This window comes from Rossellomorea sp. GAMAL-10_SWC, from assembly GCF_049568075.1.
GTDB lineage: Bacteria > Bacillota > Bacilli > Bacillales > Bacillaceae_G > Gottfriedia.
In genome coordinates, this window is the sequence record NZ_CP144911.1 from 2,045,188 (window position 1) to 2,062,058 (window position 16,871).

Annotated in this window: 21 protein-coding genes and 1 pseudogene; 6 read left to right on the top strand and 16 right to left on the bottom strand. The window is 31.9% G+C overall.

Annotated features, from left to right (window positions below; genetic code table 11):
* The first annotated feature begins 306 nt into the window (after positions 1-306).
* Positions 307-1,086, top strand: a complete 780-nt coding sequence (locus V5E38_RS09890) for a nitroreductase family protein (protein ID WP_499213150.1) — start codon at positions 307-309, stop codon at positions 1,084-1,086.
* Between the two features lie 82 nt (positions 1,087-1,168).
* On the opposite strand, the gene V5E38_RS09895 is transcribed toward V5E38_RS09890, so the two are convergent.
* The gene (locus tag V5E38_RS09895; RefSeq protein WP_499213151.1) at positions 1,169-1,870 is read right to left on the bottom strand and encodes a class I SAM-dependent methyltransferase; all 702 of its coding nucleotides are present in this window, start codon (positions 1,868-1,870) and stop codon (positions 1,169-1,171) included.
* A gap of 195 nt (positions 1,871-2,065) precedes the next feature.
* Here V5E38_RS09895 and V5E38_RS09900 point away from each other — a divergent pair, with 195 nt between their 5' ends.
* The gene (locus V5E38_RS09900; RefSeq protein ID WP_499213152.1) at positions 2,066-2,647 is read left to right on the top strand and encodes a TetR family transcriptional regulator; all 582 of its coding nucleotides are present in this window, start codon (positions 2,066-2,068) and stop codon (positions 2,645-2,647) included.
* 150 nt (positions 2,648-2,797) lie between these two features.
* Here the strand turns inward: V5E38_RS09900 and V5E38_RS09905 are convergent.
* The 5 genes and pseudogenes from V5E38_RS09905 to V5E38_RS09925 form a co-directional block, all read right to left on the bottom strand.
* Positions 2,798-2,908 (bottom strand): annotated as a pseudogene (locus V5E38_RS09905) (RNA-guided endonuclease TnpB family protein); the annotation flags it as partial.
* Positions 2,909-3,080: 172 nt separating this feature from the next.
* A complete protein-coding gene (locus V5E38_RS09910) occupies positions 3,081-3,194 on the bottom strand; it encodes a DUF6440 family protein (protein WP_499213558.1) in 114 nt (37 codons plus the stop codon).
* Positions 3,195-3,292: 98 nt separating this feature from the next.
* On the bottom strand, positions 3,293-3,592 hold the full coding sequence (locus V5E38_RS09915) for a hypothetical protein (RefSeq protein WP_097976978.1): 300 nt from the start codon (positions 3,590-3,592) through the stop codon (positions 3,293-3,295).
* A gap of 135 nt (positions 3,593-3,727) precedes the next feature.
* Positions 3,728-3,895, bottom strand: a complete 168-nt coding sequence (locus tag V5E38_RS09920) for a hypothetical protein (RefSeq protein WP_499213153.1) — start codon at positions 3,893-3,895, stop codon at positions 3,728-3,730.
* 97 nt (positions 3,896-3,992) lie between these two features.
* Positions 3,993-4,310, bottom strand: coding sequence for a hypothetical protein (locus tag V5E38_RS09925; RefSeq protein ID WP_499213559.1), 318 nt, complete (start codon positions 4,308-4,310; stop codon positions 3,993-3,995).
* Positions 4,311-4,589: 279 nt separating this feature from the next.
* On the opposite strand from V5E38_RS09925, the gene V5E38_RS09930 reads away from it, so the two are divergent.
* Both V5E38_RS09930 and pssA read left to right on the top strand, forming a co-directional pair.
* Positions 4,590-4,862, top strand: coding sequence for an EAL domain-containing protein (locus tag V5E38_RS09930; protein ID WP_499213154.1), 273 nt, complete (start codon positions 4,590-4,592; stop codon positions 4,860-4,862).
* A 144-nt stretch (positions 4,863-5,006) separates the two neighbouring features.
* The gene (gene pssA, locus V5E38_RS09935) at positions 5,007-5,498 is read left to right on the top strand and encodes a CDP-alcohol phosphatidyltransferase family protein (RefSeq protein ID WP_499213155.1); all 492 of its coding nucleotides are present in this window, start codon (positions 5,007-5,009) and stop codon (positions 5,496-5,498) included.
* Between the two features lie 82 nt (positions 5,499-5,580).
* On the opposite strand, the gene V5E38_RS09940 is transcribed toward pssA, so the two are convergent.
* From V5E38_RS09940 to V5E38_RS09955, 4 genes are all read right to left on the bottom strand, one after another.
* Positions 5,581-5,934, bottom strand: coding sequence for a hypothetical protein (locus V5E38_RS09940; protein WP_387326312.1), 354 nt, complete (start codon positions 5,932-5,934; stop codon positions 5,581-5,583).
* A 195-nt stretch (positions 5,935-6,129) separates the two neighbouring features.
* On the bottom strand, positions 6,130-6,786 hold the full coding sequence (locus V5E38_RS09945; RefSeq protein WP_499213156.1) for an MFS transporter: 657 nt from the start codon (positions 6,784-6,786) through the stop codon (positions 6,130-6,132).
* 53 nt (positions 6,787-6,839) lie between these two features.
* Positions 6,840-6,965, bottom strand: coding sequence for a hypothetical protein (locus tag V5E38_RS09950; RefSeq protein ID WP_499213157.1), 126 nt, complete (start codon positions 6,963-6,965; stop codon positions 6,840-6,842).
* 264 nt (positions 6,966-7,229) lie between these two features.
* Positions 7,230-7,814, bottom strand: coding sequence for a hypothetical protein (locus V5E38_RS09955; protein WP_499213158.1), 585 nt, complete (start codon positions 7,812-7,814; stop codon positions 7,230-7,232).
* Between the two features lie 329 nt (positions 7,815-8,143).
* Here V5E38_RS09955 and V5E38_RS09960 point away from each other — a divergent pair, with 329 nt between their 5' ends.
* Both V5E38_RS09960 and V5E38_RS09965 read left to right on the top strand, forming a co-directional pair.
* A complete protein-coding gene (locus tag V5E38_RS09960) occupies positions 8,144-9,103 on the top strand; it encodes an AAA family ATPase (protein ID WP_499213159.1) in 960 nt (319 codons plus the stop codon).
* 11 nt (positions 9,104-9,114) lie between these two features.
* Positions 9,115-9,750, top strand: coding sequence for an RNA ligase family protein (locus V5E38_RS09965; RefSeq protein WP_499213160.1), 636 nt, complete (start codon positions 9,115-9,117; stop codon positions 9,748-9,750).
* A gap of 313 nt (positions 9,751-10,063) precedes the next feature.
* Here the strand turns inward: V5E38_RS09965 and V5E38_RS09970 are convergent, their stop codons facing one another.
* From V5E38_RS09970 to zwf, 6 genes are all read right to left on the bottom strand, one after another.
* Positions 10,064-10,378: an iron-sulfur cluster biosynthesis family protein gene (locus V5E38_RS09970; RefSeq protein WP_097976968.1), complete on the bottom strand. Its 315-nt coding sequence runs from the start codon at positions 10,376-10,378 to the stop codon at positions 10,064-10,066.
* Positions 10,379-10,400: 22 nt separating this feature from the next.
* Complete coding sequence (locus V5E38_RS09975) at positions 10,401-11,459, bottom strand: lactonase family protein (RefSeq protein WP_499213161.1); 1,059 nt, start codon at positions 11,457-11,459, stop codon at positions 10,401-10,403.
* Positions 11,460-11,574: 115 nt separating this feature from the next.
* On the bottom strand, positions 11,575-12,240 hold the full coding sequence (gene fsa / locus V5E38_RS09980) for a fructose-6-phosphate aldolase (RefSeq protein ID WP_098233961.1): 666 nt from the start codon (positions 12,238-12,240) through the stop codon (positions 11,575-11,577).
* A gap of 48 nt (positions 12,241-12,288) precedes the next feature.
* Complete coding sequence (gnd, locus tag V5E38_RS09985; protein WP_098426111.1) at positions 12,289-13,182, bottom strand: phosphogluconate dehydrogenase (NAD(+)-dependent, decarboxylating); 894 nt, start codon at positions 13,180-13,182, stop codon at positions 12,289-12,291.
* A 92-nt stretch (positions 13,183-13,274) separates the two neighbouring features.
* A complete protein-coding gene (gene tkt / locus V5E38_RS09990; protein WP_499213560.1) occupies positions 13,275-15,269 on the bottom strand; it encodes a transketolase family protein in 1,995 nt (664 codons plus the stop codon).
* The gene (gene zwf, locus V5E38_RS09995) at positions 15,270-16,769 is read right to left on the bottom strand and encodes a glucose-6-phosphate dehydrogenase (protein WP_499213162.1); all 1,500 of its coding nucleotides are present in this window, start codon (positions 16,767-16,769) and stop codon (positions 15,270-15,272) included.
* Between the last annotated feature and the right edge of the window lie 102 nt (positions 16,770-16,871).

Genomic DNA, 16,871 nt, shown 5'->3' on the forward strand with positions numbered 1-16,871 from the left:
TTAATTAATCAATTTACTCTTTAATTAATTAAATCAATCTATTAACCCTTAATCTACTTGTAAGTAATAATTTGACATTTTTAGACATTGATACAAATCTCTACTATTCTAAAAAAATATTATTCTGAGTAATCTTTCCTAAAATTTTTAAAAAGTACAAATCTGTATACGATAACATTTTTTTATGATATCTTTACTTTATAATTTGATTATTCAGAAATAATTACAATTTTAAATTATATGTCGAGTTTTTGTATTTTTCTTATTATTTCTAATGAAATCTGTTTAATATGAGGAGTGAAGGTTTTGGAATTTAACGATGTATTACATGGCCACAGATCAATTCGAGAATATGAGGATATGGAAGTAAGCCAAGAACTGTTAGATCAAATATTAGATGCAGGTATTCGTGCGTCTTCAAGTGGTAATATGCAATCTTATTCGATTATTGTCACAAAAGACAAGGAAATTAGAAAGAAATTATATTCTGCTCATATGGAGCAATCAATGGTTATTGATGCACCTATTCTTTTAACTTTTTGTGTGGATTTTAATCGAATGAGAAAGTGGCTTACGCTTAATGATGCACCTGTGCATTTTGATAATTTCATGAGCTTTATGATTGGTGCCATTGATGCTACTTTGGCATCCCAAAACTGTGCTTTAGCAGCTGAGAACGCAGGTCTTGGCCTATGCTACATGGGCTCTACCCTAGCAAATTGTAATCAGATAGGTGAAATCCTAAACTTACCACCAAATGTCGTACCAGTTGTAGGCTATTCTTTAGGCTATCCAAAAGAAAATCCAGCATTACGTGACCGACTTCCAAGACAAGGTCTAGTTCATTATGAACAATATAATGATTATTCAGATGAAGATATTCTTGAAATCTATAAAGAAAGAAATGAAAAAGGCTGGCAACGTTACATGGACGTTCCAAAGCTTAAAGAAATGACAGAGCGACTAGGATTAAAGAATTTAGCTCAAATTTATACGATTGCAAAGTATACACAAGAATCTCATCATGAATATTCACAAACAGTACTAGAATATTTAGAGAAACAAAATTTTATGAATAATAAATGATAGTTAACAATAAAAAAGTCGATTTCCAATGAAGAATCGACTTTTTATATTTTCATTTTTTATAGATTACTAGTTATTCTTCTCATTTATAAAGATAAATATATAAACTAATATCCTCTTGCTTAATGTTATAATTCTTAAATTCTGTTTCATTTAAAAACATCTCAAAATTTTCTTTTGTATAAGCACCTTTTTTCAAGAAAGTTTTAAATGCAAATTTTACAAAATACTTATCAAACCCCGTCATTCCAGTTTTTCTAATTTCACCTTCTATATCTTGTGCAGTTGCATTAAAATTCATATCGATTATAAGTGATGTTCCACCTGGTTTTAATACCCTATACATTTCTTTGAGTGCTTTTACTGGATCCATAAAGTTCTTAAATGCTGCACTGCAAACAATAAAATCAAATGTGTTATCATCGCAAGGTAGATTTGATGCATTTCCTTCTTTAAAATTTACTAAAACATTTGCTTCCTTTGCATTATTTTTTTCAATGTTAACAAAATCTGGACTTAACTCTACTCCTGTAACATCAAAACCTATTTTTGCAAGCTCAATAGATAGATATCCTGGCCCAGGAGCTACTTCTAAAATCTTTGCACCTTCTTGAACTAAAGATTGTATTTCGGTTGCATATTCTTGCATTTGTGTCATACGGCTTTTTCGGGAGTTTTTGTCATACCATTTTGCTGTATACCCATAAATACCAACATCTTTTTTCTTCCGCATATTTTTCATCATCACATCCACCCTACCTCTTTTTTTAATGTTATCAATCATTGTTCACAAGCCTTATTATTAAAAAAATTTATTTGATTTAGCTAGTAGGTAATTTGTTTGAACTTTAAAGTAGTTTATATTTCTAGTACAATAAGAGAACAAAAACGTCTAACAACGTTAGTTATCTAACACCGTTAGAGTAACATCTAACACTGTTAGAGTCAATGAAAATTATTAAATTTTTGGAGAGATTTTATGGCGATAACGAAAGAAGCAATTGTAAAAGCATCCCTCGATATTTTAAATCGTGACGGAATAAGTAATTTATCGATGCGCACATTAGCGAAAGAGCTTGAAATCAAAGCTGCATCCTTATATTGGCATATTAAAGATAAACAGGGTTTGTATGATTTAATTGCAGAGCACTTAAATAATGAAATTGTGCTACCTGAAGAATTAGATGATGCTAGGGAAGCTTTAACAGCTCTAGCATTTGAAGTGCGAAGAGTCTTATTAAAAACACGAGATGCAGTAGAAGTTTTTTCGCAATCAATGCCAACTACACCAAGTAGATTAAAAGCAGTAAAATTCACTTTAGAAAATTTAACTAAATACGGTGTATCTGATCAAAACTGTCTAGTTGCTGGTAACCTTTTTAACAACTATGTATTATCATTTGTAGCAGATGAACATCGTGCAATGCAGTTCACATACACTCCCGAAGAAGTAACTGCATTTACATCATTTTTTGGTGAGCAGTATCATTATAGTTTTGATTTTGAAGAACAATTTCTATATGGATTAAGGGTAATATTTGCTGGATTACATACCGAATAATTGAACTACTCGCCACTTAACGCCCTTACAGGTTGTTTGAAGTGGGTGATTCTTGGGAACTGAGCATACTTGCTAGTGTATTTCTTTGCCAGCAGAGGTTTCTCTTATTTGACAAGCTATCCCCGTAGATTCCTACGGTTCTATGTTTATTTAGGCCAAAGCCAATATTCGTAATCCTTCAGCTAGAATGTTTTTACTGGCATTTATGTCTCGATCGTGATGTTGATGGCAAATAGGATATGTCCATTCCCTGATTGCAAGAAGAGTAATGAATCAACGTGATGCTTTCCTTAACAAGTTGAGTTCAGAAATAATCAAAAACCACGATCTAGATAAAAAAGTCACATCATACTTTCGATGTGACTTTTTGAAATAGAATTTACATCAATTTTTAATCCGTTAACTTTCTTTGAAACGAAATAGGATCTGAAACCTAATCAGCTCCTATTTTAGTTACATTCATTTCCTTACTAACTGGTTTCCCGTCCTTATCCAATAATGGGGTAAGTACTCCAATATAACCATCCCAACTAAATAAATATTGTATTCCTGTCTCTTAATCTTTTTTACGACAGACATCATTTTAGCTTCTTTATAGATTACATAAAGCTATTATCTAATCTTTTATAGACAAATGTATCCTCCTTAATCAAACCGTACTGTATCAAAACCATCCATTATATCTTCTAATTCAGTTAAAAAATTTAATTGGACTGGACCTGGAATTTGCTCCATCCACTTTTTAACTTCAGGTAACTCTTCAGCCTCTTCAATATTTGTTGGTTTTGGATCAAGCGTTTCCCACCATTTCTTCAATTCATCAATAAATTCATAGAAATAGCGTTCAAATCTTTCTGCCCACTCAGCTCCTTCATCATCAGTCGTTTTTTGCATCATGCTCCAAGCTTCCATTGCTGTTTCAAAGTATTCATCAATCTTTTTCATGGTATTTTCCTTTCACGATAAAAGTACTACTTACTCTATTATATTAACTTTTTCAAGCTTTTACTTCATTCAGAAATTGATTAGAATCCATTCGATGTGTTGGTCATTTTTCAATTTCATAACCACACCAGTGAATTAAAATCTTGGTCGATCATTATTATGTGACTGTCTCGTAATTTCTTCATGTAATTTTTGACTTTCTGTTTTATCTGGCGCTTTTGTTCCGAACTTTTTTTGCATAAAGAACCCAAATGCAATTGCGACAACTATAAACCCCCAAAATAGATAGCCAAATAGTGTCAATTCAATCACTCCTATTAATTAGTATAGGCAAAATAAAAATCGACTTTACGCCGATCGTGTTGATTTAAAGTATATTTAATATACTGCATATTTACTATTACAACCTATGAATTAATTCATTTATTCCTGGTATTAATATCAAAAGTATTGAGGAAGAAACCAATAGTATTCTGACTTTATTCGATAATTTCACTTTTCCTTTACCATTGTACCATCCACTAAATTGAATTTTGTTCCGATATAAGACAAATATTAATAAAAGGATTCCAAATGAACTCCACCATCCAGAATTAGAAAGATTTACACCAAAATCCATGTATATTTCTGATAAAACTGTTGAAAATAGAGCACCTAGTATCCCGAAGATTACTATGATTCTAATCAATTCTAATATTAGTCCCATTGAAGCTAACATTGCCTTCACTTAAAGCCTCCAAAAGTTTATTTTACTTTTTAAAATAGTTCCATCTAAATATATATTCGATGTTTGGTAATTTTCACCTTTTTTATTATATTTACATAATCAAAATTTTAAACGTTTTCAGTAAAAATTGAATGTAGTATTTCCTTATCAAAACAAAGGAAATAATTGAAAGAACTGGATCCAATCCATCATTAATTGAATTCGAAATTACTGAAATTGTTATGAAAAACACGGCTTCTAGTGCTCAAATTATAAATAACTTAAAAGAAATTGGAATTAAATTCTTCTTTCGAAAATCCATTAAAAATAGATCGTTCCTTCATTCAAAATATGACTGAAAATCCTAAGAACTTTTCGTTGGTCAAAGCGATTATTAAGATGGGCCATAGTTTAGGATTTAAAATTGTTGCAGAGGGAGTCGAAACTGAAGAGCAAATGAAAATGTTAAAAAATTTAAATTGCGATATCGGTCAAGGATATTATTTTAATCGTCCTTTACCGATAAAGGTAATCTGCCCTTCAATGGAGATAGGAATTAACTGATTCGAACTTTACTAAAGGGCGTATTAATACGTCCTTTTTTTGAACTCACTATTCTAACAAGATATTCAAGGCTTCTCGTGAGGAATAAAGTGTAAATAGTTAGAAAATACTATTGAAAGGTTTTTAATGTTCAGGGGGGATACTTTGTTTAGTCAGGTCGTAAAATCTATACCCAATTTACTTACAATCGGAAATTTAATTTGTGGTGTTCTATCGATTACGCTTAATATGAGTGGTTTAATCATGTTATCCTCAATTTTTATTTTCATCGCTGCTATTTTTGATCTTCTTGACGGTAGAGTTGCAAGGAAACTAAAAGTGAATAGTGAATTTGGTGTAGAGCTAGATTCTTTAGCGGATATTGTTAGTTTCGGCGTTGCCCCTGCGCTCTTATTTCATTCCATTTCAGCACCATCAATCTTAACCTCACTTGCATTTATCGTTTTTCCTACGATGGGGGCATTAAGATTAGCAAAATTTAGTGCTAAGCCTACCATAGGTTATTTTAAGGGATTACCTATTCCTGCCGCTGGTTTACCTTTAGCTGGTATGGGAATGTTTTTTTATAGTAATGCATGGATTACTTTAATTCTTGCTTTCTTAATGGTTAGTCCAATTAGGTTTAAAAAGCTTTAATAACTGCAATTAAAAATGCTATTACCCTCTGTAGTGGAAATAGCATTTTTAATTTATATTGAAAAATTATTGTAGCATTATTTTACTTATTATTAAATGAAATGATTGCATTTTTTAAGGTGTAAAGTTTTGCTGTGAAAATATAAAGTTCATTATAATTATTTTCCACGTATTCATCAATAATGCTAATCCCTTTTATAAAGTTCTCAATCAATAAATATGTATATTTTCCGTCCCATGCGAACCGATTAATTCTGAATAATTCATCTGCTAATACTTGGAATCTAAATTCTTCAATTAATAGTTTTATTTGATATATTTTGTCTTTATTATTAGTAGTTGTATATTTACTATTTTCATAACTATTATGTACTAATTTGACAAAATCATTTATATCTTCAGCTAACATATTCGCTTTTTGCATCTCAAATTTCATATCTCCATCCCCTATAGTGTTAAAAATATACATCACTAGAGTGTATGTTTTTATTTTAAATCATATCACAAACAATCCAATTAATCTCGTATCCTACTTCTTCATGGAAAAAAGCAATTCTAAAAAATAAGAGCCACAATTGTGACCCTATACTTTTTATTTTTTGTATTGGTAGAATCAAATATCAGAAAGGGCTCATATTTTTCTACTTTTCCCTTTAGATTTGATCATCCTATGTACTTCTGTTGTTTCTCCATTATCAACATGTTTTTTAATGTTTGATACATCAATATCTGTTTCAATTTTTACGACTTTACTCTCATTTCTTCCTAATTTTACTTTATATGGAGCATTTTTTTTCATAAGTGATAACATTGCGCCTTCGTCCTCAAACGGATACTTATCATAAAAATCAATCGTAAAAAGCACATCACTATTACTATAGTTTTTAAAAGGAAGTTCACATTCTGCATGCATTATTGTTTCATTTTTCATTTCAAAACTACACTTACTTTTATTCCGATCATATGAAACTGCATAAATGTCAGTAGCAATTGTCTTTTGGTATGCACTTGCAAGAAAAGTTGGAGTACTAACTGAAAAGAATAATGCAATCAAAATAATCCGCAACCTAAATTTTTTTAATGATTTTGATAGAAAATAAAAGCTAGCAATCAATAATAATACTGATGTAATTCCTACATAATTTAATCCACTTTCTTTTGTAATCGGTATATTATTTACAGAAAATTTTGCACCTAAAGTATCATCATTAGGAAAAGTGAAATTAAATGCCATAGATGTCAAAAACAGAATGATTGAAAGATAAAAAAACTTTTTGTTTTTTAGCAATTTGTATCACTCTCCTTTTTTAATTTACAACCTCTAGTTAATGGAAGAGTTACTTATTTTTTTAACCCACTCTTTCCCATATATACTTCGTATGCTTCATCTATTTTCTGTTTACAAATCTCACTCCACAAAGTTTGAAGATCTTTAATTTTTTCTTCATTAGCATGTTCTGGCTCCATCTCACCGTCAAAACCAATATGCGAATCAACATCCGAAACTAAACCTTTTTCATCCGAATAGGCAATCTCATTCGGAACATAAGTTCCCCCTCGATGTTGACAATTATTTTCGATACAATGAAAACCTGGTTTTTTAACTTCTTTACAAAATCCTAGAATTGTTGAATTTGCTTCATTTTCAATAATATGTAAGCAATAAATTTCTAATAATACTTGGTTATAAGAAATATTAATCTACTCCTTTCATCGGTCCTAACCTATTTATTAATCAATCTGTTTTCCATATTCATCCAAATAACGATTTTCTAAACTAAATGCATTTGATGCTTTGTTCATTGTAATGATTTTAGCGCTCGGACTCCCAACTTTTATTTCAACTTTTTCGGTGCTCCCCGTTGCATTCACAAGGCTAACGCTCAATTTAGAAACAGTATTATGATGATTTGTAATGACTAGTATTTTCAAAGGTAAGGGCTTGTCATCTTTATATTTGATAGGTAAAGCAAAGTCTTGTAAGTTTGAATCTATCTTATTTTCATTATTTATGTCACTTTCAAAGTACGATCCGTATTCAGCATCTAGAAATCTATAGTTTCCAATATTGTCTTTTTTAAAGTGAATGTACGACGGAGTATCGTTTTGCAAATAGGCTACATATCGATCATTTCCAAAGTCAAATATTTTAATAATTTCAATTGAGTTTTCTCCATTGGTTACAGAATGGATTGTTGCTAGGATATTTTTTTGATTGTTTCCATTCATTTGTAAAGCATGCTTAAGGAGTTTGTAACTGATGATGGCAAAACACAACAAAAACAATAATTTGTATATTATTTTCTGATTAATCACGGTCGACCTCCATTCACTATTTTTTGATTCTATTGTTCTGAATTATCCTTTACGCAAAATAAACCGTCAATTGGGTTATTTCCCTGCTTTTCCCAATATATTTCCAATACTATTCTGTACACATTTAAATAGTCGATTAATTTTCTTGTTAATTCAGTTAAATTTGTTATATTGTTCAAAAAAATTAATTTTGGGCTATCAGTAGCTTAAAATCGTATATATAATAGAAAATGCGGAAGTATTTGGTATTTTGAATTCGATTTCCAACTTTCGCTCCATCAAATCGTAATTCCTTATTTATCTGCCTTTTAGATAAAGGAGGAAGTAAAATGCAAAAATTGATTTATATGATTGGCATTCCTGGTAGTGGGAAAAGTGAAATGGCTAAACAAATCGCCAAGAAAGAAAAAGCCATTGTTTTATCCACTGATGAGTTACGTCAAACTCTATTCTTTAATGTAAATAAGCAAAAGAGAACGAATCTTCTGTATATGGAATTATATAAAAGAGCCAATCGTTTACTTGCTGAAGGGAAGTTTGTTCTCATTGATGCTACAAATATTGAACGGGAAAGACGAATGAAAGCATTAAGTAAATTCGTAGATGTTCATAAAGAGTGCTATTACATGGATGTGCCTTATGAGGTTTGTGTAGACCGAAATAACAAGAGAACGCGTGTTGTAGAAGATCGAATTCTAGTTAAAATGAGGAAGAACCTCGATTTTCCTTTAAAAAATGAAGGATGGGATGTCATCCATCCAATTCACGAGCCATTTTCATATGAAATGACGAAAGAAGAATTAACAAATCTATTAGTAAGTGAAGTTTCATACGAAGAGTTATTTGAAAAGCTCAAAACTGTACCCTTTTTTCAAGCTATGAAGGATTTTAATCAAGAAAATCCGTTTCATTCGCTAGCATTATGCCAACACACATACGGCCTCATTGAGTACATTAATGAAATGTACGAAGAGAAAGATAAACTAATTCTGCAAATGGCAGCTCTGTTTCATGATGTTGGGAAGGTATTCTGTAAGACGTATAAGGTTACCAAAGGATATTATTCATACTTTGGTCATGAAAAAGTTTCTTCACAAATTGCATTTCATTTTTTAACGGAGCTTTGTTTTGAAGATGAATTTATTCAAGCTGTAGTTGGGATTATCGAAATGCACATGTTAATTAACTACGGTGGTAATGAAGGAGCAACTGAAATTTATCATTTACTTGGGGATGAATTACTCGCAAAACTTTATTTCTTTCGTGAAGCAGATACGTTTGCGAAGTGAGGTGTTAGAATATGAAAATGAAGTATCCAAAGACTTTTCATTTACCTTGGTCGGAATCTAAAACTTCTGATGACAAAACACTTCATAATATTGACCATTTTATTGGAAATGAAGTTGTTGTAACGGAAAAAATAGATGGAGAAAATTGCTCGATTTATCGAGATGGGATTCACGCAAGATCAACTGATAGCCTAGACCATCCATCCAGACATTGGGTTAAAATGCTACAAGCTACGATTGGTTACCAAATCCCCGAACATTGGCGAGTTTGTGGGGAAAATGTATATGCAATGCATTCGATTCTTTATGAGGAATTAGATAGTTATTTTTATGTCTTTTCGATATGGGACGAACAAAATAGGTGTCTATCTTGGGAAGATACAATGATATGGTCTAAATTATTAGGTCTAAAAACAGCACCAGTTTTATATAAGGGTGTTTTTAATGAAGAAGCTATAAAATCTTGCTATACAACGAAGTCAAATTTAGGCGGAGAACAAGAAGGATATGTTATACGATTAACTGATGGATTTCAATACAATGATTTTAAACACTCGGTTGCAAAATTTGTTCGAGAAAATCATGTGCAGACAGATAAACATTGGATGACCAAACAGATTAAAGCAAATCGACTAAAACTAGAATAGAAGAGATTATTTTTTAACACTATTTTAAATTTTATTAAAAGGAATGAGAACAATGTAATTTGTTATTTTTATAAAAATATATGAAGTAAGCCATAGTATTCAACGATAAAGAGTTGATTTATATATGAACATCCATATTAAATTGGAAGGAATGGTTCGACTCTCCCAACCATTACACCAACATAAATGATTTTTTATTCTCAAATACCCCTCTCTTTAAGTCATAAAAAAGAGACGCTATCCCTCAAAGAATCGCATCTCCAAAATATTCTTCTCTTGTAATCATTCAAAAAACCAAAATTTTTTTTTAAACCTATTTAATATAAGTTAATCCGATTCGATTATTAAAAATTTGATTTCGATTTTTGAAAACAAATGATCCATCAACATAATCAATGACTAGTTGGTCTTCGTATACATCTTCAAAATTTTTATTTACCATAAATTCAAACTGGTCTCCAATGATCATTTTTTCATTAGGACCACATTCTCTTTTATTAATAACTTTTATCTCATAAATGTTATTAACGACATCACAGCTTCCACGGTCAAATTCTAATTGAAGTAATTTATTTTGATCTACTGCGCCAAGTATTTCTTTAGCTGCATCAGTTATTTTAAAATCCATATTAAAAGTCTCCTAATTTAGATTAAACGTTTAAAAATTTCACACACACTGCTTCAGGTATTTGTACGTCTGATTGAAGCACTGTTAATTTTCCAGTCGTTTTATTTCTTGCATATAATACTAGAGTCCCTGACATTTCATTTGAACCAACTAAATAGTTCTCAGATGGATCTAAAACGAAATCTCTTGGCCAATTACCCTCACTTGAGGTAATTTCCACTAATTCAAGCTTACCAGTATCTTGATTTACACTAAATACTGCGATACTATTATGACCACGATTTCCTGCATATACAAATTGACCGTCTTTTGAAATATGGATGGCACTTCCTTGATTGTTTTCAGTAAAATCACTAGGGATTGTAGAAATATATTGTAAATCTGTAAAGCTTCCATCTTCATTTAATTGTAGCGAAATTACTTCTGAACTAAGCTCCGTCATAATATAAGCGAACTTTCCATTCGGATGGAATGTGATATGACGTGGCCCACTTCCAGGTTTAACAGATAGACTGCTTACTTCAATTAAAGAATTGTTTTCGATTTTATAAGTAATTAATTGATCGATTCCTAAATCAATTGCAACAACATATTTTTCATTTAATGTAAAACCTGAAAAATGGGCATGAGGTTTTTCCTGACGTTCTTTATTCGGACCTGTTCCTTCATGTTGCATAATCGATTTAACATCACTAGCAAAACCATTTTCTTGATTGATTTTAAATAATTCAATTGTACCTTTATGATAATTTGCTGTAACAATATTTTGCTTAACTGAGTCAACGCTAATATGACAAGGTGAAGCGCCTTCATTAAGCTGTTCATTTAATTTTTTAAGCTCACCACTGTTTTCATCAATTGAATAAACTGCAATTCCACCTAAGTTTCCTTCTTTTGCAACAGCATATAGGTTCTTATTATCTTCACTAATTGTTAAATAAGTTGGATTTCCTAGTTCAGCAACAGCTTTTACATCAGTTATTCTTTCTTTTACTGTATCAAGTGTAAATTGATAAATACCTTTACTTTCACTTTTTGTGTATGTACCTACATAACCAACAAATTTTTGATTCGAATTCATTACTATTTCCTCCTCTATTCCTTGTTTTTATGTAAATACCCCCATTTCATAGCTACAAATGAGTTTCAATGAAGATGGGGGCTTTATACTTATTAGATTTAAAGTTTGTTACAAATTATAATGAAGTTTTTGCCCAGTCAGCAGCAAATTTTTCAATACCTTGATCTGTTAATGGGTGTTTAGATAATTGCTCAATAACACTGTAAGGAATTGTTGCGATATGAGCTCCAGCTAATGCTACACGAGTAACATGGTCTGGGTGACGAACTGACGCAGCAATGATTTGAGCGTCCATATTATGAACTCGGAATAATTCAGCAATTTTAGCAACTAATAATACGCCATCTTCAGAAATATCGTCTAAACGACCTAAGAATGGAGATACATAAGTAGCACCCGCTCTAGCTGCTAATAATGCTTGGTTAACAGTAAAGATTAATGTTACGTTTGTTTTAACACCTTTTTTCGTTAAGTAGCGGCAAGCTTCTAAACCAGCAAGTGTCATTGGTAATTTAATTGTAATATTTTTATCTCCGCCGTTTATTTTAATAAGCTCGTCAGCTTCAGCGATCATTTCTTCAGCAGATACAGCATTTGGCGTTACTTCAGCAGAAACAGATTCTACTTCAGGAACTAATTTTAAAATTTCTTCGATACGGTCTTCGAATTTAACGCCTTCTTTTGCTACTAAAGATGGATTTGTCGTTACTCCAGATAATACGCCCATTTTATAAGCTTTTTGGATGTCTTCTACATTAGCTGTGTCAATAAAAAATTTCATTTTTAAATTCCTCCAATTTTTAGGGATATTTCCTATTTTATACTTTATTTATTTCTTTTCAACTGCATGTCCACCAAATTCATTACGAAGAGCCGCAACAACTTTACCAGTGAACGTGTCGTTATCTAATGAACGGTAGCGCATTAATAATGACATTGCAATAACTGGTGTAGCAGCTTGAAGGTCTAGAGCTGTTTCAATTGTCCATTTTCCTTCACCAGATGAATGCATTACGCCTCTAATTTCATCAAGCTTAGCATCTTTTGAGAATGCATTTTCAGTTAATTCCATTAACCAAGAACGAATTACAGAACCATTATTCCATACTTTCGCAACTTTTTCATAATCATAATCAAAGTCACTTTTTTCTAATACTTCAAATCCTTCACCGATTGCAGCCATCATACCGTATTCGATACCATTATGAACCATTTTTAGGAAATGTCCACTACCAATTTTACCAGCATATAGGAAACCATTTTCTACAGAAGTATCTTTAAAGATTGGTTCTACGATTTCCCAAGCTTCTTGGTCTCCACCAACCATATAACAAGCACCGTTACGAGCGCCTTCCATACCGCCAGAAGTACCAGCATCCATGAACCTTATACCATGTTCTTTTAATTCATCATAACGTCTAATAGACTCTTTATAATGTGAGTTTCCTGCTTCAATGATAATATCCCCTTCTGATAAGAATGGTTTAACATCATTAATAACTGAATCTACAACACCATGTGGTACCATGATCCATAGAACTCTTGGCGTATCAAGATTTTTAACTAATTCTTCTAAGCTTGAAGTACCAACAGCACCAAAGCCTTTCATTTCTTCTACTGCAGCAGTATTTAAATCAAATGCTACTACTTCATGATTATGATCCATTAAATTTTGACCTAAGTTTAGACCCATTTTTCCTAATCCAATTAAACCAACTTTCATTACGTTATCCTCCCATATTATCTACTGTAATATTAATGTTTTTCTCTAAGTAAAAATTTTTATGATAAAAAAATAAATAAAATATTATTTGATCAAGAATTTAATAAAGTTTTACTTACGTTTACTACATTCTTAGTACTAAAACCAAATAATTCCATTACTTCATTACCTGTTCCAGATGCTCCAAAAGTCTCAATTGAGATTTTTTTACCTTTAAAACCAACATAGCGTTCCCATCCAAGTGAAATCCCCATTTCAATTGAAACACGGTTTAATACATGTGATGGTAACACAGACTCTTTGTATTCATCTGATTGCTGATCGAATAGCTCCCAACTTGGCATTGCTACAACACGAACTGATAAGTCTTCTTTTTCTAATTCATTTTTACTATTCACTGCAAGTGATACTTCTGAACCTGTAGCGATTAAAATTAAGTCTGGTTGATCGTTCGTTTCTGTTAAAACATATCCACCTTTTGAAAGATTATCTAATCTAGAAGCTGTTTCTCCATAAACAGGTAAATTTTGACGACTTAATACTAAAGCGATTGGTCCATTTGTATTTTGTAACGCATATGCCCAAGCATTAGCTGTTTCATTTGCGTCTGATGGACGAATAACTGTTAAACCAGGGATAGCACGTAAAGCAGCTAAATGTTCAACTGGCTCATGTGTAGGGCCGTCTTCACCAACTGCAATTGAGTCATGAGTGAATACATATGTTACTGGTAATTTTTGTAATGCTGCTAAGCGAATTGATGGACGTAAATAATCATTAAATACGAAGAATGTACTTACAAAAGGTTTAACTCCACCATGTAATGCCATACCATTTGCAGCTGCACCCATCGCATGCTCACGTACACCAAAATAAATATTGCGTCCAGCAAATGATTCGACAGCAAATTTACTTTCATCTTTAATATCTGTCATAGTTGAATGAGATAAATCTGCGCTTCCACCGAAAATTTCAGGAACTGTTTTAATGTAGTGATTAATTGCTTCTCCACTTGCAACTCGTGTAGAGATTGTTTTATTCTCGTCAAAAGTTAATAAATCTTCTGTTTCGATTAAAACTTCACCTTTAATTGCTTTTTCAAGCTGAGCTGCTAATTCTGGGAAAGCTTCACGGTATGCATTAAATATTTGATTCCACTCAGCTTCTTTTTCACTGCCTTTTTCTTGTATTTCTTTGAAATGACATTTAACTTCTTCTGGTACAAAGAAATCTTCTTCGTAGTTCCAAGCATATGCTTTTTTCGTTTCTTTTGCTTCTTCAAGACCTAATGGATTACCATGGGCTTTATTTGTACCAGCCACTTTTGGACTTCCGTATCCAATAATTGTTCGAACTTCAATAATTGTCGGTTGGTCTGTGTTTTGTTTAGCTTGTTCGATCGCTTTAGAAATTTCTACATGATCGTTTCCATCTTCTACTCTTAAATATTGCCAGTTAAATGATTCAGCTCTCTTTTTCATATCTTCTGAATAAGAAAGATTTAATGTGCCATCTAATGAAATATCGTTTGAATCGTATAATACAACTAACTTCCCAAGTTTCATATGGCCAGCAAGTGACATAGCTTCGTATGCAACACCTTCCATTAAATCACCATCACCAACTAATGCATAAGTAAAGTGATCGATAATAGAAAGTTTATCTTTGTTAAATTTACCTGCTAAATGAGCTTCAGCCATTGCCATACCAACAGCAGTAGCGATACCTTGACCTAATGGGCCAGTCGTAGCTTCAACACCATCAGTGTGTCCAAATTCTGGATGACCAGGTGTTTTACTATTTAGTTTACGGAAATCTTTAAGGTCTTCGATTGAAACATCGTAGCCTGCAAGATGTAGTAAACTATATAACATACTTGAACCATGACCAGCTGATAAAACAAAACGGTCACGGTCAAACCATTTTGAACTTTTTGGATTATGCTTTAAATGCTCTGCCCATAATGCATAGGCCATTGGCGCTGCACCCATTGGTAAACCAGGATGACCAGAATTAGCTTGGTTAATCGCATCAATTGAAAGTGTACGGATTGTATTAATTGATAATGTAGAAATCGAACTCATAATTTAAATGCTCCTTTTTAGATCTGCTTTGTTGTTTTCATTTTCTTGTACAAAATCTGTATCTAGCCACCATTTGAAACCATCTTCTGCTAATAATTCATCAGCAGCTTCTGGACCAAATGAACCGGATTTATAAGTATGAAGTGGTACTAAATTTTCTTCAAATGCTTCTAAAATTGGTTGAACCCATTGCCATGATAATTCTACCTCATTCCAATGAGCAAAAAATTTCGAATCGCCTCTTAACGCATCGTAAACTAATAACTCATACGCTTCTGGACGATCTTCTTTATTCGCAAAATACTCAGCTTGTACAGGTTCAATATTACCCTCTACGTTTTTACTATTTAAATAGAAAGAAACTCTTTCATTAGGATTAATTTCAATAACCAATAAATTTGTTCCATTGTCAGTTCTAAGGTTTTGAATCGGACTTTTGAATTCAAAAACGATTCGAGTTGATTTTTCTTTCATTCTTTTACCTGTACGGATATAGAATGGGATTCCCTTCCAAAAATCGTTTTCGATTAATACTCTAGCTGCTACATAAGTATCATTTTGTGATGAAAACTCAATTCCTGGTTCTTGTCTATATGCAACTACTTTTTTACCATTTTGTTCACCAGAACCATATTGACCTCGAACTACATGAGAAACTATTTCTTCTTTTGATAGAGGTCGAAGAGATTCAAGAACCTTTTTCTTCTCAGCTCTCACATCGCTTGCAGTATTTTGTTTCGTTAAATGCATAGCAGACATCATTAACATTTGTAACATATGATTTTGGAACATATCTCGAATTGCACCAGATTTATCATAATAACCCGCACGCTCTTCAACTCCGACTGTTTCACTTGCCGTAATTTGAACATTTGCGATATATTGATTATTCCATAACGCTTGTAAAACTGGATTAGCAAACTCTAAAGCTTCTAAGTTTTGAACCATAGGTTTGCCTAAATAATGATCAATTCGGAAGATCTCATCTTCATTAAATGACTTACTTAATTTTTCATTTAAATCTCTAGCAGTTTTCAAGTCACGTCCAAAAGGTTTTTCAATAATTAGACGCTTCCAACCTTTTGTCGTACCAAGTCCACTTTCCTTAATATTTGATGCAATAACTTCAAAAAATTCTGGTGCTACAGATAAATAAAATAATCTGTTTTCAGGTATCTGTAATTCCAGTTCTCTTTCTTTGACTAAATCTAATAAATCAACGAATCCTTCTTTGTTCGTGATATCTAGCTGTTGGTAACGAATTGAATCTAGAAATTCTTGGACCATTTTTTGATCTTCTAAAGAACGTCTTGAAAAAGTAATTAGTGATTGCATTACTTGATTCTGAAATTCGTCATTTGAAAAATCTTTTCTACCAATTCCAATGATTGAAAAAGACTCAGGCATCTTTTGATCTATATATAAATTATATAAAGCAGGAAAAATTTTTCGTTTTGCTAAATCGCCTGTGGCTCCGAACAATACAAATGACATAGAATCCATTAACTAAACCTCCTCTTAGTCGAACTTTTAACTATTGATAATAAAAAATATATTTTCAAACGATCTTTTATTTTTATTTAGAGCTAATGTTAGTTCAAATAA